The sequence below is a fragment of the Pseudonocardia autotrophica genome (assembly GCF_003945385.1).
In the GTDB taxonomy this organism is placed as follows: domain Bacteria; phylum Actinomycetota; class Actinomycetes; order Mycobacteriales; family Pseudonocardiaceae; genus Pseudonocardia; species Pseudonocardia autotrophica.
Genome location: NZ_AP018920.1, coordinates 4,523,545 through 4,543,857, shown reverse-complemented (window position 1 = coordinate 4,543,857; position 20,313 = coordinate 4,523,545). Strand labels below are relative to the sequence as shown.

The following is a 20,313-nucleotide window of genomic DNA, read 5'->3' as shown; positions in this document are numbered from 1 at the left end:
CACCACCAGCGGCAACGCACGGCGGAGAGGCAGGAACCGATGAGCACACCCGTCATCGAACGCCCGGGGACACCCGGCAGCCGGCCGCGCCCGCAGACCCGCCGGTCGGCGGCGCCGCCCCGGATCCCGGCACAGCGCGGGCCCGGCGAGAACCGGCGTGCCCAGGAGCAGCGGCGCACCCGCGCCGTTGCCAGGGAGAACACCGGTCGCGCGAAGTTCGTGCTGGTCGTGATGGTGCTGCTGGCGGTGGGACTGATCGCCACGCTGTGGCTGTCCACGGCCGCGGCCGCCGACTCGTACCGGCTGCAGGACGCCCGGCAGCAGACCGCGGCGCTCACCGAGCGCTCCGAGGCCCTCCGCAAGGAGGTCACGGTGCTGCAGAGCCCCGGCTCGCTGGCCCAGCGGGCCTCGGCCCAGGGCATGGTCCCGGTCGCCGACCCGGCCCGGCTGGTCGTCGGTCCGGACGGGCAGGTCGAGGTCATCGGCGAACCGCGGGCCGCAGTGCCCGCCGCGCCGCCCGCCCCGGCACCGGACCCGGCCGACCCGGCCGCACCCGCCGACCAACCCGATCCCGAGGCCGTGCCGCCTCCGGCCGCCCCGACCGGCGGCACCTCCGACCCGCAGGCCGAGGGCGGTGACGCCGCGGCGTCGGCCGGCGCCGAGGCCGGTGCGGAGATCGACCAGCAGGAGGGAGCCGACTCCGAGGCCCCGGCCGACGCCCGTGCGGCGGGCGGTCAGGACTGATGACCTACGCACCACCCCGGGGCCGCCGTCCCGGGTACGGCGGTGGGCCACCCCGTGGCGGCCCACCGCGTCGCAGGCGCTCGGCCGCCGACGATCCGCGCTTCCGGCTCCGGCTGGCCTGGGTGCTGCTCGCCGCGCTGCTGCTCGTCTCCGGCGCGAAGCTGGTGGTGGTGCAGACGGTCCAGGCCGGGTCGCTGGCGGCCGACGCGGAGAAGCAGCGCGCGAGCCGGATCGTCATCCCGGCCGAGCGCGGCTCGATCACCGACCGGGACGGCAACGTGCTCGCCTTCTCCACCGAGTCGAAGGCGATCGTCACCAACCCGAGGCTGATCGACCGGAACCGGGGTGCCGAGGCCCTCGACTACAAGAACGCGATGGCCGACGCGGTCGCCGCGGTCACCGGCGGCGACCCGGAGGAGCTCAAGCGGGCCCTGTCCCGGGATCGCGGCTACGTCGTGCTGGCCACCGCAGTCGATCCGGCACCGGCCCGTGACCTGCGCGAACGGTTCCCGGAGATCGCCGAGGAGAGCCGGGAGGCCCGCCAGTACCCGGGCGGGAACCTGGCGTCGAACATCATCGGCGCGGCGACCTGGAGCGCCGACGCCCAGAAGCTGGTCGGCCGGATCGGGATGGAATCCGCCGACGACGACCTGCTCGCCGGCCAGGACGGCTTCCAGATCGCCGACACCGCCGAGCGCAGCCGCACCGTCATCCCGGGCAGCGTGCGCTCCGAGCAGCCCGCCGTGTCCGGCTCCGACGTGCAGCTGACGATCGACTCCGACCTGCAGTTCCAGGTCCAGCAGATGCTGGCCGGCTACGCCGCCGAGTCCGGCGCCCGCAGCGGCTCGGCGGTCGTGCTGGACCGGGAGACCGGCGAGGTGCTGGCGCTGGCCGACAACACCTCGTTCGACCCGGGGAACCTGCTGGAGTCCGATCCGGCGACGCTGGGCAACAAGGGCGTCACCACACCGTTCGAGCCCGGCTCGGTCAACAAGGTGGTCGCGATGGCGGCCGCACTCGAGGCCGGCGTCGTCCGGCCGGAGGACGTGCTGGAGGTCCCCGGCCAGATCAAGGTCGCCGACCGCACCATCCGGGACGCCTGGGCGCACGGCGTCGAGCGCTACACGCTGACCGGTGTGCTGGCGAAGTCCTCGAACGTCGGCACCCTGATGACCGCCCAGAAGGTCGGCGAGGACGCCTTCTCCGACATGCTCACCAGGATGGGGATGGGGCAGCGGACCGGCATCGGGCTGCCCGGCGAGAGCGCGGGCTCGGTCCCGCCGCGCGCGACCTGGTCCGGTTCCACCTTCGGCAACCTCCCGATCGGGCAGGGCCTGTCGATGACCGTGCTGCAGATGGCCGGGATGTACCAGGCGATCGCGAACGACGGCGTGCGGGTGCCCCCGCGGGTGGTCTCGGCGACCACCGGACCGGACGGCGTGCGGGTTCCCGCCGAGCCGGCCGAGCCGGTGCAGGTGATGTCCCCGGAGACCGCGCAGACCCTGCGCACGATGCTCACCGCCGTCACCCAGAACGAGCGTGGGCAGGCCGGGACCGGCCCGGCCGCCGCCGTGTCCGGCTACGAGGTCGCCGGCAAGACCGGCACCGCGCAGCAGGTCGACCCCGAGACCGGGGCCTACTCGCGGTCCCAGTACTGGATCACCTTCGCCGGGATGCTCCCGGCGCAGGACCCGCGGTTCGTGGTCGGGATCATGCTGGACGCGCCCCGGGGCGGCACCAGCGCGGCGCCGTTGTTCCACGACATCGCGTCCTACCTGGCCCAGCGCGACCGGATCCCGGTGCAGAGCGAGCCGCCGCGGGTGCAGACCCTCCAGGTCCCGTGAACGCCACCGGGTGCGACCGGGGCCCGGCCGGCAGCGCCCGGCGGTCCCGGCGCCCCGCCGTCCGCCGGGGCGTCCGCGACCGCCGCGGAGTGAGCGGAACACGAGCCGTCGACCGGCCAGATGGCTGCGCCGGACGGACGTATCCGGCGTGCCGTACGGCGGCGCGGCGGCGCTCGTCCCACCGTCCGGCGCGGCCCGGTCCATGAGCGGTCGCGGCCCCCGGATCCGGCCGGAGGTCGCGCCCCGGCGGTCGGTAACGTCCCGCGCTGTGCCCGACGTCCACGCTGCGTACGCCTCCCCGGCCGGGAACGTCGACACCGGAGCCCCGGTGACGACCGGGCATCCCGGTGCGCTCCCGGACCGGCCGGAGACGGTGCGCCCGGTCGACGTCGCCCTGCTCGGGCGGCTGGCCGGAGCCGAGCTCAACCCGCGCACCGCAGGCGCGGGCCCCGGCCCGCTGCTCGACGGCGCGGCCGGCCCGCACACCGTGACCGGTGTCACGCTGCGCGCCGGCTCGGTGCGGCCCGGCGACCTGTTCGCCGCGCTGCCCGGTGCGCGGGCGCACGGCGCCGACTTCGCCGCGCAGGCGATCGCCGCGGGCGCGGCCGCCGTGCTGACCGATCCGGCCGGCGCCGACCGGGCCGAGATCCGGCACTCCCGGCTGCCGGTGCTGGTGCACCCGGACCCGCGCGAGGTGCTCGGCCCCGTCTCGGCCGCCGTGTACGGCGAGCCGACGGCCCGGCTGCGGGTGCTCGGCGTCACCGGGACCTCGGGCAAGACGACCGTCGGTCACCTGCTGGAGGCCGGACTGGCCGCCGCGGGGCGGGCGAGCGGGTTGCTCGGCACCGTCCGCACCCGGGTGCGGGTGCCCGGGCACGAGCCGCGGGCGCTGCCCAGCGCGTTCACCACCCCGGAGGCCCCCGACCTGCAGGCACTGTTCGCGGTGATGGTCGAGGCGGGCGTCACCGACGTCGCGATGGAGGTGTCCAGCCACGCGCTGGCGCTCGGCCGCGTCGGCGGCACCCGGTTCGCCGCCGGTGCCTTCACCAACCTCTCCCAGGACCACCTGGACTTCCACCCGACGATGTCGGACTACTTCGAGGCCAAGGCCCGGCTGTTCGTCGGCGGCGGCGCCGGTGTCGAGCCCGCCCGGCACGGCGTCGTCTGCATCGATGACGAGTGGGGCCGTCAACTGGCCGTCCGCCGGCCGGACGCGGTCACCGTGAGCTCGGCCGGTGACGGCACGCACGCCTCCTGGACGGTGCGCGATCTCGCCGCCCACCCGGACGGCACCCAGACCTTCACCGCGATCGGGCCCGGTGGCCTCGCCCAGCCGGTGACCCTGGCCCTGCCCGGCCGGTACAACGTGGCGAACGCGCTGGTCGCGCTGGCCTGCCTGGACGCCGACGGGATTCCACCGCAGGTCACCGCCGAGGGCTTCGCCCAGCTGTCGGTGCCGGGGCGGATGCAGCGGGTGGACGCCGGCCAGCCGTGGCTGGCCGTGGTCGACTACGCGCACAAACCGGCCGCCGTGGTGGCGCTGCTCGACGCGCTGCGTGCCCAGGTGCGGCCGCACGCGCGGGTGCTCACGGTGCTCGGCTGCGGCGGCGACCGGGACACCGGGAAGCGATCTCTGATGGGCGCCGCCGCGGCGATCCGCTCCGATCTGCTGGTGATCACCGACGACAACCCGCGCAGCGAGAACCCGGCGGCGATCCGGGCGGCGATGCTCGAGGGCGCCGTCCACGAACCCGCCAGGGGGGACGTGATCGAGATCGGTGACCGGCGGAGTGCGATCGTCTACGCCGTGCGCTCGGCTCGCCCCGGCGATGCGGTGGTGATCGCCGGCAAGGGGCACGAGACCGGGCAGGAGGTGCACGGGGTCAAGTACCCGTTCGACGACGCGGACGAGCTGGTTGCGGCGATCCGGGCGGCCTCATGACGACGTCGGGTGCCATGGCAGGAGGACGGACCGAGCCGGTGGAGACGAGCGGGCGATGATCGAGATGACGCTGGCCGAGGTCGCCACGGTGACCGGCGGCAGGTTGCACCGGCTGACCGAGGCCGAGGCCGCCGCGACCGCGGTGACCGCGGTCGAGTTCGACTCCAGATCCGTCGGACCGGGCGGGTTGTTCCTGGCGCTGCCCGGGGAACGGGCCGACGGCCACGACTTCGCCGCCGCCGCGGCCACCCGGGGTGCGACCGTGCTCGCCGGGCGTGAGGTCGACGCCCCCGCCGTCGTCGTGCCCCCGGCCGGGGCCCGCGACGCGCAGACCTACCTGGGCGCCGTCGACCCGGACGGGCACGGTGCCGCGGTGCTCACCGGGCTGGGCAGGCTCGCCCGGCACGTGCTGGGCGCGCTGCCCGGGCTCGCCGTTGTCGGGGTCACCGGCAGCGCCGGGAAGACCTCCACCAAGGACCTGCTCGCCGCGGTGCTGGCCCCGCTCGGGCGCACCGTCGCCCCGCCGGAGTCGTTCAACAACGAGCTCGGCACGCCGTGGACGGCGCTGCGCGCGGACGCCGCGACCCGGCACCTGGTGCTGGAGTTCTCCGCCCGCGGGATCGGGCACATCGCCGCGCTCTGCGCGGTCGCCCCGCCCCGGATCGGAGTGGTGCTCAACGTCGGCTCGGCGCACCTGGGCGAGTTCGGTTCGCGTGCCGGGATCGCGGCCGCGAAGGGCGAGCTGGTCGAGGCACTGCCGCCGGGTGGCCTGCCGGGCGACCGTGGTGGCGTCGCGGTGCTGAACGCCGACGACGACGCGGTCGCCGCGATGCGTGACCGCACCTCGGCCAGGGTGGTGCTGTTCGGCCGCTCCGCCGACGCGGACGTGCGCGCCGAGCAGGTCGTCCTGGAGGCAGGGCGCGCGTCGTTCCGGCTGGTCACACCGGCCGGGTCGGCGCAGGTCCGGCTGCAGCTGGTCGGCGAGCACCAGGTCGGGAACGCGCTGGCCGCCGCCGCCGTCGCGCTGGAGCTGGGTGGCACCCCGGAGCAGATCGCCGCCGCGCTGTCGGCGGCCACCCCGGCGTCGCGCTGGCGGATGGAGGTCACCGACCGGGCCGACGGCGTGACCGTCGTCAACGACGCCTACAACGCCAACCCGGAGGCGATGGCGGCCGCGATCTCCGCGCTGTCCTCGCTCGCCGGAGCCGACCGCAGGGCCTGGGCGGTGCTCGGGCCGATGGCCGAGATCGGCGACGGGGCGGCGCAGGAGCACGCGTCGACGACCCGGCGGGCCCGGGACACCGGTGTGCGCCGGGTGGTCGCCGTCGGCGCCCCCGACTACGGGCCGGACGCCGAGCACGTCGACGACGTGGACGCCGCGCTGGCCCTGCTGCGCGCGGAGATCGAGCCGGGTGACGTGGTGCTGGTGAAGGCGTCCCGCAGCGCGGGGCTGGAACGGGTCGCCGCCGGGCTGCTCACGACCGACGGGCTGGTGCACCGGTGAGGGGAGTCTTCCTGGCCGCGGGCCTCGCGCTCGCGGTGTCCATCCTGCTGACGCCGTACCTGATCCGCTTCTTCGCCAAACAGGGCTTCGGGCAGGAGATCCGCGAGGACGGGCCGCAGAGCCACCAGTCCAAGCGCGGCACCCCGACGATGGGCGGCGTGGCGATCCTGATCGCCATCTGGGTCGGGTACCTGGGCTCGCACGCCTTCACCCGGGAACCGATCACCGCATCCGCGCTGCTCGTGCTGTTCCTGACCACGGCGCTGGGCCTGGTCGGCTTCATCGACGACTTCCTCAAGATCCGCCGCCAGCGCAACCTCGGGCTGAACAAGACGTCCAAGATCGTCGGTCAGGTCCTGACCGCGACGATCTTCGGCATCCTGGCCGTCCGGTTCGCCAACGAGCGGAACCTGACCCCGGCCTCGGAGAGCCTGTCGTTCGTCCGGGACATCACCATCCTGAGCTTCGGCGTGGTCGGGTTCGTGCTGCTGTGCAACCTGATCGTCGCGGCCTGGTCGAACGCGGTGAACCTGACCGACGGGCTGGACGGCCTGGCGGCCGGTACCGCCGCGATGGTGCTCGGCACCTACGTGATCATCGCGTTCTGGCAGTTCCGCAACAGCTGCGCGATCGCGGCGTCGGCCGGCTGCTACGAGGTACGGGACCCGCTCGACGTCGGCCTGGTCGCCGCCGCCGCGATGGGCGGCTGCATCGGCTTCCTCTGGTGGAACGCCGCGCCCGCCCGGATCTTCATGGGCGACACCGGATCGCTGGCGCTGGGCGGGCTGCTCGCCGGCCTGTCGATGGTGACCAGGACCGAGCTGCTGCTGGTCGTCATCGGCGGTGTGTTCGTGGTCGAGGCGCTGTCGGTGTCGCTGCAGATCGTGGTGTTCCGCACGTCCCGGCGCCGGCTGTTCCGGATGGCGCCGTTCCATCACCACTTCGAGCTGGCCGGCTGGGCCGAGACGACGGTCATCATCCGGTTCTGGCTGCTCGCCGCGATCTGCGCGGCGATGGGGCTGGGCATCTTCTACAGCGAGTGGCTCGCGGCCTCGGGTTCGGCGTGAACGAGCCGGTGACCGGAGGGCCGGTGCTCGTCGCGGGGGCCGGCATCTCCGGTCTGGCCGCGGCCGTCGCGCTGCGCGACGCCGGGACCCCGGTTTTCGTCTCCGACGACCGTCCGTCGGCGCTGGCCGAGCTGCCCGACGGCGTGCGCGCCTGGACCGGGACCGGGCTCCCGGACGGGGTGACCACGGTCGTCACCTCGCCGGGGCGGCGCCCGGACCATCCGCTGGTCGCCGAGGCCGCCGCGGCAGGCGCCGAGGTGATCGGCGAGCCGGAGCTGGCGTGGCGGCTCGGGGCACTCGGCGGCAAGCCCCCGGCCTGGCTGGTGATCACCGGCACCAACGGCAAGACGACCACGACCGAGATGCTCGCGGCGATCCTGCAGGGCGCCGGGCTGGACTCGGTGGCCTGCGGCAACATCGGCTATCCGGTGGTGAGCGCGGTCGCGGCGGGCCACGAGGTGCTCGCCGTCGAGCTGTCCAGCTTCCAGCTGCACTGGTCACCGTCGGTCCGCCCGCTGGCCGGGGTGGTGCTGAACGTCGCCGACGACCATCTCGACTGGCACGGCGGGGCCGACGGCTACGCCGCCGCGAAGGCCGCCGCGCTGGTCGGGGACGTGGCCGTCGCCGGGGTGGACGATCCGGTGGCCGCCCGGCTGCTGGCCGCCGCTCCCGCGCCGCGCCGGATCGGGGTGACCCTCGGCGAGCCGGGACCTGACCAGCTGGGCGTGTCCGGCGGGATGCTGGTCGACCGCGCGTTCGGGGGCGGGGAGCTCGTCGCCGCCGACGCCGTCGTCCCGCCGGGACCGCCCGGGATCACCGACGCGCTCGCCGCGGCCGCGCTGGCCAGGGCCTACGGGGTCGCGGCCGAGCGGATCGGGACGGTGCTGACGTCGTTCACCCCCGGGCCGCACCGCAGCGCCCCCGCCGGGGCCCACGCCGGCGTCGACTACCTCGACGACTCGAAGGCCACCAACCCGCACGCGGCCGCGGCGGCGCTGGCCGCGATCGGTGCCCGGCGCCCGGACGCGCGGGTGGTGTGGGTGGTCGGTGGGCTACTCAAGGGCGTCGCGCCGGACGCGCTCGGCGAGCTCGCCGCCGCGCACGCGACGCAACTGGCCGGGATCGTCGTGATCGGGACGGACCGGGCGCCGATCGTAGAGACCCTTGCGCGACACACCCCTGATCTCCCGGTCGCCGAGGTCCAGCAGGGTCACGATGGCGCAATGGTGCCGTCCGACCAGCAGAATCCCATGCCCGAGGCGGTCCGGCGGGCGGCCTCGATCGCCCGGCCGGGCGACGTCGTACTGCTCGCCCCGGCCGCCGCGTCGATGGATCAGTTCCGCGACTACGCGCACCGCGGTGACGCGTTCGCGGCGGCCGTCGCCGCGCTGGACGGCGGCCGGTGAGCCCGGCGGTACCGGGGCCCGGACCGCGCCGGACGGCGGGCGCGCTGCTCGTCACCGGGATCCGCGGCGGGTCACGCCGGCTGCGGCGCTGGCTGCGCCGCCCGCTCACCTCACTGCACCTGATCCTCGGCGTCTTCGGCCTGCTGACGCTGTTCGGCCTGGTCATGGTGCTCTCGGCGTCCGCGGTGTCGGCCGGCGGCTCGTCGTACTCGGTGTTCACCCGGCAGCTCATGTTCTGCGGGGTCGGCCTGGTGCTGTTCTACATCGGGTTGCGGGTGCGGCCGGCCACGCTGCGGTCCGCGGCGCCGGTACTGCTGATCGTGGGCCTCGCCGCGCTGATCGCGGTGCTGATCCCTGGGATCGGTGTGGTCCGCGGTGGTGCCCGCTCCTGGTTCGCGATCGGGCCGGTGTCGCTGCAGCCCTCCGAGGCGATCAAGATCGCGCTGACGCTGTGGGGGGCGCACGTCCTGGTCGCCCGGCGGGCGGTGATGCACCGCTGGAAGCACGCGCTGAACCCGGTCGTCCCGGTCACCCTGTTCGTCTTCACGCTGCTCGTGCTGCAGCCCGATCTCGGCATGACGATCTCGATCGGCATCGTGATGCTGGCCCTGCTCTACTTCGGCGGCGCCCCGGTGAAGCTGCTCGCGCTGATCGCCGGCGGCGGGCTGGTCGGCGCCGTCGCCCTCGGGCTGACCGCGGGATACCGGGCGAGCCGGATCACCGCGTTCCTCTCGCCCGGCACCGCCGACCCGCTGGGCCCGGCCTATCAGGCGACGCAGGCGCTCTACGCGCTGGCCGACGGCGGCCTGTTCGGGGTCGGGCTCGGGCAGGGCCGCGCGAAGTGGGACTACCTGCCGAACGCGCACAACGACTTCATCTTCGCGATCATCGGCGAGGAGCTCGGGCTGGTCGGCGCGTTCGCGGTGCTGGCACTGTTCGCGACGCTGGCCTACACCGGGATGCGGATCGCCGCCCGGAACACCGATCCGTGGCTGCGGATCGTCGTCGCGACCTCGACCACCGGCCTGGTGGTCCAGGCCGCGATCAACATCGGATACGTGGTGGGGCTGCTCCCGGTGACCGGGCTGCAGCTGCCGCTGATCTCCTCCGGCGGGACATCGCTGGTGGTGACCATGTTCCTGTTCGGGCTGCTCACCAATGCCGCCCGGCACGAACCGGAGGCCGTGGCGGCCCTCCGCAAGGACGGGCAGGGCCGGGTGGCGAAGCTGCTGCGGCTGCCGCTGCCGGAGCCCTACCGGGCGCCGGGGCCGTCGTCACGATGGGCGGCACGATGAGAACGCTCCTGCGGGCCGGGAGCAGATGAAGTCGGACGACGCGAGGGGCACGAGAGCGTGACGGGCACGGATCAGACCGGCGGTAACCGCGGCACCGGCGGACCCGGCGCGGGTCGGGACGGCCACGGCGCCGACCCGACCGCCCGGGGCGCCGCCGACGGCCCGCCCCGGCGGCCGACGATGGGACGTCCGGCGCAGTCCGGGCCGGTCGAGCCGGACGGGGTGGTGTTCGGCGCCCCGGGCGGCGCTGACCGGGAGGGCTGGTCAGTGCCGGCCCGGCCCACCGACGGCGAACGGCGGACGGTGCGGCTGGAGGCGTCCGGTCCCGGCCGGTCCACCGGTTCCGGTGTGCCGGCCTCGGACGACGTCCGGGACGCGCCGGGCGCCCCTGGGTCGGGCGCCCCCGCGTCGGATGCCCCCGTGTCGGATGCCTCTGTGTCGGATGGCTCTGTGTCGGATGGCTCCGGGGCGGGCGCCCACCTGCCGGGCGGCGGCACTGAACCGGCAGCCGGTGCAGCGGCGGCGCCCGGCTCCCGGGCGGATGACGGTGCGGCCTCCGGGCCGGGGGAGACCGGCGCACCGGGTTCCGCGGCCGACGACCCGGCCGCTCCGAGTGCTCAGGGTGCCGCGACCGCCCAGGACCCGACCGCCACCCCGGGTTCCGCGGGCGTTCCGGGAGCGGCCGCAGGTGCCGCCTCCGCGCCGGGGGAGCCCGCGCCGTCGGAGGGGTCCGGCGACACGGAGCGGACCCGCACGCAGGCCGGGCCGGCATCCGGTGCGGCGTCGACCGGCGGTGCGAGCGACGGCGGATCAGGGACCCCACCGCGGGACGCCACCGGCGCCCGCGGACCCAGCCGGCTGCCGTCCACCGGCTGGGACCCGCACACGCACGGCAACCGGACGTCGTTCCGGCCGGGCCCGGCAGACCATCCGGCGACCGCCGGCGGGCCGAACGGGACCGCACGCAACGGCGCACCCCGCAACGGCGCCTCCCGATCCGACGAGCCGGAGCGGCAGGACAGCCCGCGTCCGCCCCGCGGCGATGCCGGTGGCCGCCCGGACGGGCAGTGGCCCGGACCGGGTTCGCCCGCCCAGAACTCGCCCGGCCAGGCCTCGGCCGGACCGGGCTCGCCCAACCAGAACCTGCCCGCCCAGAACTCGCCCGGTCAGAACTCATCCGGCCAGGCCTCGCCCGGTGCGATGCCGCCCGGCCCCACTCCGCCCGGCGCGATGCCCCCCGGCGGGCTGTTCACCCCGACCGGGCCGCGTTCCCGCGGACCCGAGCCCACCGGCCCGGGCCGCCCCGGGCCGCAGGGCCCCGACGCGGGCGGTCCGGGCAGGGCCCCAGCACCCGGAGCACCCGGAGCACCCGGTGGTGCGCCGGGAACTCCCGCGAACCCCGGGCAGGACCCCGGCCGCCGCACCGGTGACCCGGTAGCCACCCCGCCCAGCGGTGTGCCGCAGGACAGCAGCACCCCGCCCGCCGGCACCGCCGTGTCCGGTGGCCGGGACACCACGAACTCGTCCGCCGGCGACCCGCCGGCGATCGGGATCCGGGACACCCGGTCCGGCGACGTGCCCACCGGGCAGGGCGAGCCGAGCGGCGTCTCGGCGACCGGTCCGCAGGGCGGAGCCGCGCTGTCGGCGTCCGGTCCGCGGGGTGCCGTCCCGCCGGCCGGTCCGGCGCCCGGTGGCACCCGTCCGGGTGGGCCGCCGCCCACCGGCGGGCCCGCGGGCCCGGCCGGACACCGGCCGGGCGGACCGGTGCACCCGGGCCGGCAGCCCGGTGTCCCGCAGCCGATCGACGGCGCACCGCGGCGTGGCGGACCACAGCCACCCGGGATCCCGCCCGCCCCGGCGCACCCGCAGGTGCCGGGTGCGCAGCAGATGCCGGGAGGCCCGCGCGGTGCACAGCCACCGTTCGGCGGGCACCCGGCCGGTGCACCGAACCGTCCGGGCCCCGGACAGCCGCCTCAGCAGCATCAGCCGGGCCCCGGCCGGCCCGAACAGGGCCGCGTCCCGGGACCGGGCCAGTTCGCCCGGCAGCCGGGTCAGGCCACCGTGCCCGGGCTCCCGGACCAGCCGGTGCGCCCGGCGCAGCTCGGTCAGGCACCGGGACAGGGCAACCAGGGACAGGGCAACCAGGGACAGCCCGTGTTCCCCGCCCGCCCGGACGGCCGGGGAGCGCCGGGGGCACAGCCGCCGGTGAACCTCGCCGAGCCGGGAACCCCCGGCGGCCACGGCCGCCCCGGTGCGCCCGGTGGTCCCGGCGCACCTGGTGGCACCGGCGGCCCCGGTGGCGGTCCGGGTACCCCCGGTCCCGACGGGACCAGGGCGTACCCACCCGCCACGTCCCGCCCGGCCGGGGAGCAGGCCGGGCCCGCGGTGCCCGGTGCGCTGTCGGTCGTCGTCGCCGGTGGCGGCTCGGCCGGGCACATCGAGCCCGCGCTGGCCCTCGCCGACGCGATCCGCAGGCTGGTGCCCGGCGCCCGGGTCACCGCGCTCGGCACCGAGAAGGGGCTGGACACCCAGCTCATCCCGGCCCGCGGCTACCCGCTCGAACTGATCCCGCCGGTGCCGCTGCCCCGCAAGCCCACCGCCGACCTGCTGAAGCTGCCCGGCAACGTCCGTGGCGCGGTCCGCAGGGTTCGCGAGGTGCTGGACTCGGTGCAGGCCGACGTCGTCGTCGGGTTCGGCGGGTTCGTCTCGCTGCCGGCCTACCTCGGCGCGCGCGGACGGGTGCCGATCGTCGTGCACGAGGCGAACGCCAGGGCCGGGCTGGCGAACAAGGTCGGCGCCCGCTTCGCCGCGGCCGTCGCCACCGCAGTCCCCGGCACCGGGCTGGCGAACGAGCAGGTCGTCGGCATGCCGCTGCGCCGCTCGATCACCACGCTGGACCGGGCCGCGCTGCGGCCGGAGGCACGCACCTACTTCAACGTGCCCCCGCACGCGCCGCTGCTGCTCGTCTTCGGCGGATCGCAGGGCGCCCGCACGCTCAACGACGCCGTCGCCGAGTCGCTGCCCGCCTTCACCGAACGCGGGATCTCGGTACTGCACGCATACGGGCGCAACGGGACCCCGGCCGATCCGCGACCCGGCTACTTCCCGACGCCCTACATCGAGCGGATGGACCTGGCCTACGCCGCGGCCGACGTCGTCCTCGGCCGGTCCGGGATGACGACGGTCGCCGAGCTGACCGCGGTCGGGCTGCCCGCCGTGTACGTCCCGCTGCCGCACGGCAACGGCGAGCAGGCACTCAACGCCCGCCCGGTCGTGCAGGCGGGCGGCGGCAAACTGGTTCCCGACGAGGACATGAACGGCGAACGCGCCGTCGACGAGTTGATGCCGATGCTCACCGACCCGGATCTGGCACTGGCCATGGGCCGGCGGGCCCGGGCGGCGGGCCACGGTGAGGCGGACGAGAAGCTCGCCCGGATCGTGATGGAGGTGGCTCGGCGGTGAGCGCCCCGAACCTGCTCGGAACACATGTGCACCTGATCGGCATCGGCGGGGCCGGGATGAGCGGCATCGCCCGCATCCTGCTGGCCCGCGGGATCGCGGTCTCCGGGTCCGACGCCCGCGAGTCGCGCACCGTCACCGCACTGCGCGCGCTCGGTGCCCGCGTCGAGGTCGGGCACGACGCCGCCCACCTACGGCGCGACGGCGAGGACGCACCCACCGTCGTCGTCTCCACCGCCATCCGGGAGACCAACGCCGAGCTCGCGGCGGCGCGCGAGCAGGGCCTGCCCGTCGTGCACCGGGCGGTCGCGCTCGCGGCACTCACCGAGGGCCGCAGGCTGGTCGCGATCGCGGGAACACACGGCAAGACCTCGACCACGTCGATGATCACCGTCGCCCTCCAGCACACCGGCGCCGATCCGTCGTTCGCGATCGGCGGCGACCTCTCGATCTCCGGCAGCGGGGCGCACCACGGCAGCGGCGAGGTGTTCGTCGTCGAGGCCGACGAGAGCGACGGTTCGTTCACCGCGTTCGCGCCGTCGGTCGCGGTCGTCACCAACGTCGAGCCGGACCATCTCGACCACCACGGCGACGCCGAGACCTACTTCGCGGTGTTCGAGCGGTTCCTCGACCGGCTGGTCCCCGGTGCCGTGCTGGTCACCTGTGCCGACGACCCCGGCGCCGAGACGGTTGCGGTCGCCGCGGAGCGGGCCGGTGTCCGGGTGCTGCGCTACGGCCGGTCCGCGGCGGGGGCGCTGGACGCCCGGCTGCTCGACTTCACCCCCGACGGCACCGGCTCGCGGTCGCTGTTCCGGCACGCCGGGGCCGAGCGGGAGCTGCGGCTCAGCGTGCCCGGCGAGCACATGGCGCTCAACGCGCTCGGCGCGTTCCTCGCCGCGGGGGAGACCGGCGCCGATCCGGAGACCCTGCTCGACGGGCTCGCCGGGTTCGGCGGGGTGCAGCGCCGGTACGAGTTCAAGGGCCGGGTCCGCGGCGTCTCGGTCTACGACGACTACGCCCACCACCCCACCGAGGTGGCCGCCACCCTGCGGGCGGCGCGGGAGGCCGCGCCGACCGTGCACGGCCGGCGCGGCCGGGTGCTGGTCGCGTTCCAGCCGCACCTCTACTCCCGGACCCGGCTGTTCGCCCGCGAGTTCGGCGAGTCGCTCTCGCTCGCGGACGAGGTCGTGGTGCTCGACGTCTACGGTGCCCGGGAGGATCCCGAACCCGGGGTCGGTCCGGCACTGATCACCGACGAGGTGCGGCTGCCCGCCGAGCGGGTGCACCGCGCACCGTCGTGGGAGCAGACCCCGGCGGCCGTCGCGGCGCTCGCGGTCGACGGTGACACGGTGATCACGATGGGTGCCGGGGACGTCACGGCACTCGGCCCGGAGATCCTGCGCGAACTCGCCGGGGGCGACCGGGAATGACCCGGGGGCCGTACGCACCCCGGTGTGGACGACGGCGGTGTGGACGACGGCGGAGGGGCCACGCGATGAGCAGGGGCGACGACAGCGGCGACGGAACCGGCGACGGAACCGGCGACGGAACCGGCGACGGCACCCGGACCGGCGGCACCGCGCGTCGCACCCCGGAGCAGGAACGGCAGGCGGCCGAGCGGGCACGCCGGATCCGGGCACGCCGGGCGGCCGATCGGCCCACGGGACCGACCGACACCGGCGCCCGGAACACCGGGCGGGCGCGCCGGGGGTCCCGGTCCGCCGACCCGGCCGGCTCCGGCGACCCGGACACCGGCGGCTCCCCGGACACCGATGAGGACCGGGACCGGGCGGCCACCCGTGAACCGGCCGGGGCCGGGACGGGCCGGGGGACCGGCGGCGGCGACCGCCCCGCCCACCGGGACACCGCAGGCGCGGCCCGCGACCGGGCCGCCGCGCGGACGGCGGCCCGGGACCGGGCCGCCGATCCACGGCACCGGCGCCGCCGGCTGGTCGCGCTGCTCGCCACCGTGCTGGTGGTGCTGATCGGGCTGTCCGCCGCCGGCTGGTGGGCGCTCGGCCGGTTCGGACCGCCGGTGTCCGCCGTCGAGGTCGTCGGCATCCGGCAGATCCCGGTGCACGACGTCGAGGCCGCCGCCGATGTCGGCACCGGAATCCCGCTCGCCGCGGTGGACACCGGCGCCGTCGCGGCCCGGGTGTCGGCGATCCCGGGCGTCGCGAACGTCGACATCGGCCGGACCTGGCCGGAGACGCTGACGGTGACGGTCACCGAACGCACCCCGGCCGCGCTGGTGGAGACCCCCGACGGGCTGCAGCTCGTCGACGTGACCGGCTTCGCCTACCGCGAGGCGCCGCCCGATCTCCGGCTGCCCCGGCTGCAGCTGCCCGACGTCGATCCGGAGGACCCGGCGACCCTCGCCGCCGTCTCCGCCCTGCAGGCGCTGCCGGAACCGGTGCGCGACCAGGTGGAGACGCTGTCCCTCGGCGCCGGTGGGAGCACCTTCGAGCTGGGACTGACCGGCGACCGGCGGGTGCTGTGGGGGCCGTGGGCGGACAGCGCCTCCGTCGCGCACCGGGCGGAGGTCCTCGGGCCGCTGCTGGAACGGGAGGGCACGGTCTACGACGTGTCCAGCCCGGCCCTGGTGACGGTCCGTCGCTGATCGGACAAGCACGCACGAACGGGACGCGACGCCACCCGAACGGCCGTCGCGCCGCTCCGGCCGATCTCTCCGGCCACCCGGGGCCGGGCGAGCCGGTGCGGGCGCGATCCCCGCCCTACCGAGGGCGAGGTCGGCGGAGCGTGACCGGATGGCGACCGTGTGCGTTTCACGTGACCGGAACGGTGAACCACCCGGGCGGGGTGTTGTCCGCGCGCGGCGCGCCTGCTGGACCCGGGCCGGGGCGGCGACTTAGCGTCTCGCCCGAAGGCCCGGGGTACCCGGAGCTGGACCGGACCCCCGAGCGACTGGAAGGTGCCGCGCATGACGCCCCCGCACAACTACCTGGCCGTGATCAAGGTCGTCGGCATCGGTGGCGGCGGCGTGAACGCCGTCAACCGCATGATCGAGGTCGGCCTCAAGGGGGTCGAGTTCATCGCGGTGAACACCGACGCCCAGGCCCTCCTGATGTCGGACGCCGATGTGAAGCTCGACATCGGCCGTGAGCTGACGCGCGGTCTCGGTGCCGGCGCCAACCCCGACGTCGGTGGCAAGGCCGCCGAGGACCACGCCGAGGAGATCGAGGAGGTCCTCAAGGGGGCCGACATGGTCTTCGTCACCGCGGGCGAGGGCGGCGGCACCGGCACCGGCGGTGCGCCGGTCGTCGCGTCGATCGCCCGCAAGCTCGGCGCGCTGACGATCGGTGTGGTCACCCGCCCGTTCACCTTCGAGGGTCGCCGTCGCGCCGGCCAGGCCGAGGACGGCATCCAGGCCCTGCGCAACGAGTGCGACACCCTGATCGTCATCCCGAACGACCGGCTGCTGCAGCTCGGCGACGTCGGCGTCTCGCTGATGGACGCCTTCCGCTCCGCCGACGAGGTGCTGCTCTCCGGCGTCCAGGGGATCACCAACCTGATCACCACCCCGGGCCTGATCAACCTGGACTTCGCCGACGTCAAGTCGGTCATGTCCGGTGCCGGCTCGGCGCTGATGGGAATAGGGTCCGCGCGCGGTGAGGGCCGGGCGGTGCAGGCCGCCGAGAAGGCCATCAACTCCCCGCTGCTCGAAGCCTCGATGGACGGCGCGCAGGGCGTGCTGCTCTCCATCGCGGGTGGTTCCGACCTGGGTCTGTTCGAGATCCACGAGGCGGCGTCGCTGGTCCAGGAGGCCGCGCACCCCGAGGCCAACATCATCTTCGGCACCGTGATCGACGACTCGCTCGGTGACGAGGTGCGGGTCACCGTGATAGCAGCCGGCTTCGAGGGCGGAACCCCGACCCACAAGAAGCTGGAACCGGCCGTGTTCAGCCGCGGCGCCCAGAAGGCGTCCGAGCCGGCGGCCGGAGCCGCCGCGACGGGACAGCCCCCGGCGCAGCCCGCGCAGCCTGCCCAGCCCGCCGCGCCGCAGCAGAACCCGGCCGGCTACGGCTCGGGGGCCGGTGTGGCACAGACGACGCCGGACCTGCCTGCCTCGGTCCCGTCCTCGCCGGAGCGGACCGGTGTGCTGCCGCCCGCGCAGCCCAGCGCCCCCGCGCCCCGGCAGCCGGACCTCCGCCAGGAGGCCCCGGCCGGCACCGAGCACACCCCGGCGCCGCCCTCGGGCAACGTCCACGGCAACGGTGCCGCCCCGGCGGCCCGGCCGGCCGACCCGGTCGACGACGAGGTGGACGTCCCGCCGTTCATGCGGCGCTGAACATGACGCAGGCCGACTCGCCGCCGCTCCGGGTCCGGCGGGTCACGACGACCCGGGCGGGCGGCCGGTCGACCGGTCCGTTCTCCCGGTTCAACCTGTCGCTCGGAGTCGGTGACGACCCGGCCGCGGTGAGCGCGAACCGGGCCCGGATCGTGCGCGAGCTGGGCCTGGCCGGGCTGGTCTTCCTGCGCCAGGTACACGGCCGCGAGGTGGCCGTCCTCCGGGAGACGCCACGTGCCCGGCCCGGTACCGGCGGGGTCGCCCCCGACCTGCCGGACGTCGACGCGGTGGTGACCGACGTGCCGTTGCTCGGCATCGCGGTGCTCGCCGCGGACTGCGTCCCGGTGCTGCTCGGTGACCCGGTGGCCGGGGTGGTCGGGGCGGCACACGCCGGCCGGGTCGGCGCCGCGTCCGGGGTACTGGACGCCGTGATCGACGAGATGACCGCACTCGGGGCCACCGTGGACCGGCTCGAGGTGCTGCTCGGGCCCGCGGTCTGCGGACGCTGCTACGAGGTCCCGCGGGCGATGCGCGACGAGGTGGAGGCCGCGCTGCCCGGCAGCGCGTCGACCACCCGCACCGGCACCGCCGGGCTGGACCTGCGGGCCGGTCTCTCCCGCCGGCTCGCCGATCTCGGGGTGAGCCGGGTCGGCACCGATCCGCGCTGCACCATCGAGGACCCGGACCTCTACAGCCACCGCCGCGAGGGCCGGTGCGGCCGCCAGGCCGCGATCACCTGGCTCGACCCGCGTGACGTGCGCAACTCTCGCAGCGCCGGTGTCCGCGCGGCACGATGACCGGTGTGGCCGAGCCCGACACCCCGGAACGCACCGCCGAACTGACCGAACGCCTCGCCGCGGTCCGCGAACGCCTGGACGCCGCCTGCCGCGCCGCGGGCCGTGATCCCGCCGAGGTCTCCCTGCTGGCGGTGACCAAGACCGTCCCACCGGCCGACGTCGCCGCTCTCCTCGATCTCGGGCTGGTGGAGTTCGCCGAGAACCGGGCCCAGGAACTGGCGGCCAAGGTGCACGACGTGGCCACCGCCCGCCCCGGTGCGGCGCCCCGCTGGCATTTCGTCGGTGGCCTGCAGCGCAACAAGGTACGCATGGTGCTCCCGTGGGTGAGCGGAATCCAGTCCGTCGACTCGTCCCGGCTGGCCAGGACGATCGACAAGGAGGTCGCCCGGCTGCGCGAGACGGGACAGGGGAGCGGACCGCTGCCGGTGCTCCTGCAGTACAGCGTGGACGGTGACCCCGGGCGCGGCGGCGTACCCGCCGACGGCCTGGAGGCACTCGCCGACCTGGTCGCGGAGCTGCCCGGGCTGGAGCTGGCCGGCCTGATGGCGGTGGCGCCACTCGGCCCGGAGCCCGCCGAGTCGTTCGCCGCGATCGCCGAGGCGGCCGGCCGGGTCCGGGAACGGCACCCGTCGGCCCGCACGTTGTCCGCCGGAATGAGCGGTGACCTGGAGATCGCGGTCGATCACGGTTCGACAGTGGTGCGTGTCGGTACGGCCCTTGTGGGGGACCGGCGGATAACCTCCGAGTAATCGCTGGTCGGTGCGGGTATAGGCCATCGGCGAGACCGTCGCCAGAACGCGGGTGCGCGCGAGGTGAGTGCGTACGGAGTCGAGCAGTACTGCGAGGGGACAGCGGATGAGCGCGATGTACCGGCTGAAGGCGTACTTCGGCATGGTCCCGGCCGATGAGATGGACTACGTGGATGATCCGGGCCACTACCGGGCGGCCCACGAGCACTCTTCGAGCGGTCGCGGCGACCGCTGGGCGACCGCTTCGGGTCGGTTCGCCGACCAGGACGGTTACGGCGACGAACGATACGACGCCCCCACGGGCTACGACGACGGCTGGGGTCCCCGCACGGCGCGGGACACGCCCCGTCCGGCGCGCGGTGTGCGGCCCGATCTGCGCGGTGAGCGGGAGCCGAATGATCATCTCGGCCGGGTCTCGCCGATCGGTGGGGCCGCCGGAGCGGCTGTCCGCGGGTCGCTCGCGATGGATCCGGACGCCTTCCGGAGCCCCTCTCGGGAACCTCAGCGCGAGGAGCGGCCGACGCCGATCGCGCCGGCGCCGGTGCCCTCGGCGGTGCCCGAGCAGCGCGACCGGACGGCCGTCGCGCCGGCCTCGATCACGACGCTGCACCCCCGGAGCTACAACGAGGCGCGCACGATCGGCGAGCGCTACCGCGACGGTGTGCCGGTCATCATGAACCTCACCGATCTGGACGGCGCAGCCGCGAAACGCCTGGTGGACTTCGCCGCAGGCCTGGCATTCGCGCTGCGCGGATCGATCGACAAGGTCACCGACCGGGTGTTCCTTCTCACCCCGGCGGACGTCGAGGTGTCCGCGGACGACGCGCGCAGGCTCGCCGAGCGCGGGGCTTTCCGACAGGATTGACGCGTGTCCACCGCCATCGGCTTCTTGATCTATTACGTCCTGTTCTTCTTCTGGCTGCTGCTCGCGGCCCGGATCGTCGTCGAGATGGTCCGGTCGTTCGCGCGCCAGTGGCGCCCGGCCGGAGCCCCCGCGGTGGCGCTCGAGGTCGTCTTCACCGCGACCGACCCTCCGGTCAAGTTGCTGCGGAGAGTGATCCCCGTCGTCCGTATCGGAGGCGTAGGACTGGACCTGTCGATTATGGTGCTGTTGCTGGTGGTGTTCATCTCGATGAGCGCCGTCAGATCACAGCTCCTGGGTTGAGCCCCAGTCACCCAGGAGTGCCGCCGAGGACC

15 protein-coding genes are annotated in these 20,313 nt (G+C 75.4%); all 15 read left to right on the top strand.

The window, feature by feature from the left end; all coding sequences use genetic code 11:
- Positions 1 to 39: 39 nt before the first annotated feature.
- The 15 genes from Pdca_RS21235 (at position 40) to Pdca_RS21165 (ending at position 20,281) form a co-directional block, all read left to right on the top strand.
- Positions 40 to 744 (top strand): cell division protein FtsL, encoded by a 705-nt coding sequence (locus tag Pdca_RS21235; RefSeq protein WP_085914985.1) that lies wholly within the window; start codon positions 40 to 42, stop codon positions 742 to 744.
- Positions 744 to 2,588, top strand: coding sequence for a peptidoglycan D,D-transpeptidase FtsI family protein (locus Pdca_RS21230; protein ID WP_085914986.1), 1,845 nt, complete (start codon positions 744 to 746; stop codon positions 2,586 to 2,588). The genes Pdca_RS21235 and Pdca_RS21230 overlap by 1 nt, the downstream gene beginning before the upstream one ends.
- A gap of 328 nt (positions 2,589 to 2,916) precedes the next feature.
- Entirely contained in the window at positions 2,917 to 4,530 is a 1,614-nt protein-coding gene (locus tag Pdca_RS21225) for a UDP-N-acetylmuramoyl-L-alanyl-D-glutamate--2,6-diaminopimelate ligase (protein ID WP_085915013.1), read from the top strand.
- A 55-nt stretch (positions 4,531 to 4,585) separates the two neighbouring features.
- Positions 4,586 to 6,034, top strand: coding sequence for a UDP-N-acetylmuramoyl-tripeptide--D-alanyl-D-alanine ligase (locus Pdca_RS21220; protein WP_085914987.1), 1,449 nt, complete (start codon positions 4,586 to 4,588; stop codon positions 6,032 to 6,034).
- Positions 6,031 to 7,101: a phospho-N-acetylmuramoyl-pentapeptide-transferase gene (mraY, locus tag Pdca_RS21215; protein WP_085914988.1), complete on the top strand. Its 1,071-nt coding sequence runs from the start codon at positions 6,031 to 6,033 to the stop codon at positions 7,099 to 7,101. The genes Pdca_RS21220 and mraY overlap by 4 nt, the downstream gene beginning before the upstream one ends.
- Complete coding sequence (gene murD / locus Pdca_RS21210; RefSeq protein WP_085915015.1) at positions 7,098 to 8,507, top strand: UDP-N-acetylmuramoyl-L-alanine--D-glutamate ligase; 1,410 nt, start codon at positions 7,098 to 7,100, stop codon at positions 8,505 to 8,507. Before mraY ends, murD begins: the two co-directional genes overlap by 4 nt.
- Positions 8,504 to 9,802, top strand: coding sequence for a putative lipid II flippase FtsW (gene ftsW / locus Pdca_RS21205; protein ID WP_174824267.1), 1,299 nt, complete (start codon positions 8,504 to 8,506; stop codon positions 9,800 to 9,802). The genes murD and ftsW overlap by 4 nt, the downstream gene beginning before the upstream one ends.
- 2,385 nt (positions 9,803 to 12,187) lie before the next feature.
- Positions 12,188 to 13,264 carry a UDP-N-acetylglucosamine--N-acetylmuramyl-(pentapeptide) pyrophosphoryl-undecaprenol N-acetylglucosamine transferase gene (locus tag Pdca_RS21200; protein ID WP_085915016.1) on the top strand — a complete coding sequence of 359 codons (1,077 nt, stop codon included), beginning with the start codon at positions 12,188 to 12,190 and terminating at the stop codon, positions 13,262 to 13,264.
- A 56-nt stretch (positions 13,265 to 13,320) separates the two neighbouring features.
- Positions 13,321 to 14,691, top strand: coding sequence for a UDP-N-acetylmuramate--L-alanine ligase (murC, locus tag Pdca_RS21195; protein WP_232021709.1), 1,371 nt, complete (start codon positions 13,321 to 13,323; stop codon positions 14,689 to 14,691).
- A 65-nt stretch (positions 14,692 to 14,756) separates the two neighbouring features.
- Positions 14,757 to 15,881: a cell division protein FtsQ/DivIB gene (locus Pdca_RS21190; RefSeq protein WP_125911502.1), complete on the top strand. Its 1,125-nt coding sequence runs from the start codon at positions 14,757 to 14,759 to the stop codon at positions 15,879 to 15,881.
- Positions 15,882 to 16,202: 321 nt separating this feature from the next.
- The gene (ftsZ, locus tag Pdca_RS21185) at positions 16,203 to 17,570 is read left to right on the top strand and encodes a cell division protein FtsZ (protein ID WP_085914991.1); all 1,368 of its coding nucleotides are present in this window, start codon (positions 16,203 to 16,205) and stop codon (positions 17,568 to 17,570) included.
- A 2-nt stretch (positions 17,571 to 17,572) separates the two neighbouring features.
- Positions 17,573 to 18,367: a peptidoglycan editing factor PgeF gene (gene pgeF, locus Pdca_RS21180; protein WP_085914992.1), complete on the top strand. Its 795-nt coding sequence runs from the start codon at positions 17,573 to 17,575 to the stop codon at positions 18,365 to 18,367.
- The gene (locus tag Pdca_RS21175; protein WP_085914993.1) at positions 18,364 to 19,116 is read left to right on the top strand and encodes a YggS family pyridoxal phosphate-dependent enzyme; all 753 of its coding nucleotides are present in this window, start codon (positions 18,364 to 18,366) and stop codon (positions 19,114 to 19,116) included. Before pgeF ends, Pdca_RS21175 begins: the two co-directional genes overlap by 4 nt.
- A gap of 106 nt (positions 19,117 to 19,222) precedes the next feature.
- Positions 19,223 to 19,981, top strand: coding sequence for a cell division protein SepF (locus Pdca_RS21170; RefSeq protein WP_085914994.1), 759 nt, complete (start codon positions 19,223 to 19,225; stop codon positions 19,979 to 19,981).
- A 3-nt stretch (positions 19,982 to 19,984) separates the two neighbouring features.
- Positions 19,985 to 20,281 (top strand): YggT family protein, encoded by a 297-nt coding sequence (locus Pdca_RS21165; RefSeq protein ID WP_085914995.1) that lies wholly within the window; start codon positions 19,985 to 19,987, stop codon positions 20,279 to 20,281.
- Positions 20,282 to 20,313: the final 32 nt, after the last annotated feature.

Bases quoted from the DNA above. Each gene is read 5' to 3' on its own strand.
- Pdca_RS21170 (WP_085914994.1), top strand. From the start codon at position 19,223: ATGAGCGCGATGTACCGGCTGAAGGCGTACTTCGGCATGGTCCCGGCC.
- pgeF (WP_085914992.1), top strand. From the start codon at position 17,573: ATGACGCAGGCCGACTCGCCGCCGCTCCGGGTCCGGCGGGTCACGACG.
- ftsZ (WP_085914991.1), top strand. From the start codon at position 16,203: ATGACGCCCCCGCACAACTACCTGGCCGTGATCAAGGTCGTCGGCATC.
- Pdca_RS21220 (WP_085914987.1), top strand. From the start codon at position 4,586: ATGATCGAGATGACGCTGGCCGAGGTCGCCACGGTGACCGGCGGCAGG.
- murC (WP_232021709.1), top strand. From the start codon at position 13,321: ATGAGCGGCATCGCCCGCATCCTGCTGGCCCGCGGGATCGCGGTCTCC.
- Pdca_RS21235 (WP_085914985.1), top strand. From the start codon at position 40: ATGAGCACACCCGTCATCGAACGCCCGGGGACACCCGGCAGCCGGCCG.
- Pdca_RS21190 (WP_125911502.1), top strand. From the start codon at position 14,757: ATGAGCAGGGGCGACGACAGCGGCGACGGAACCGGCGACGGAACCGGC.
- Pdca_RS21175 (WP_085914993.1), top strand. From the start codon at position 18,364: ATGACCGGTGTGGCCGAGCCCGACACCCCGGAACGCACCGCCGAACTG.
- Pdca_RS21230 (WP_085914986.1), top strand. From the start codon at position 744: ATGACCTACGCACCACCCCGGGGCCGCCGTCCCGGGTACGGCGGTGGG.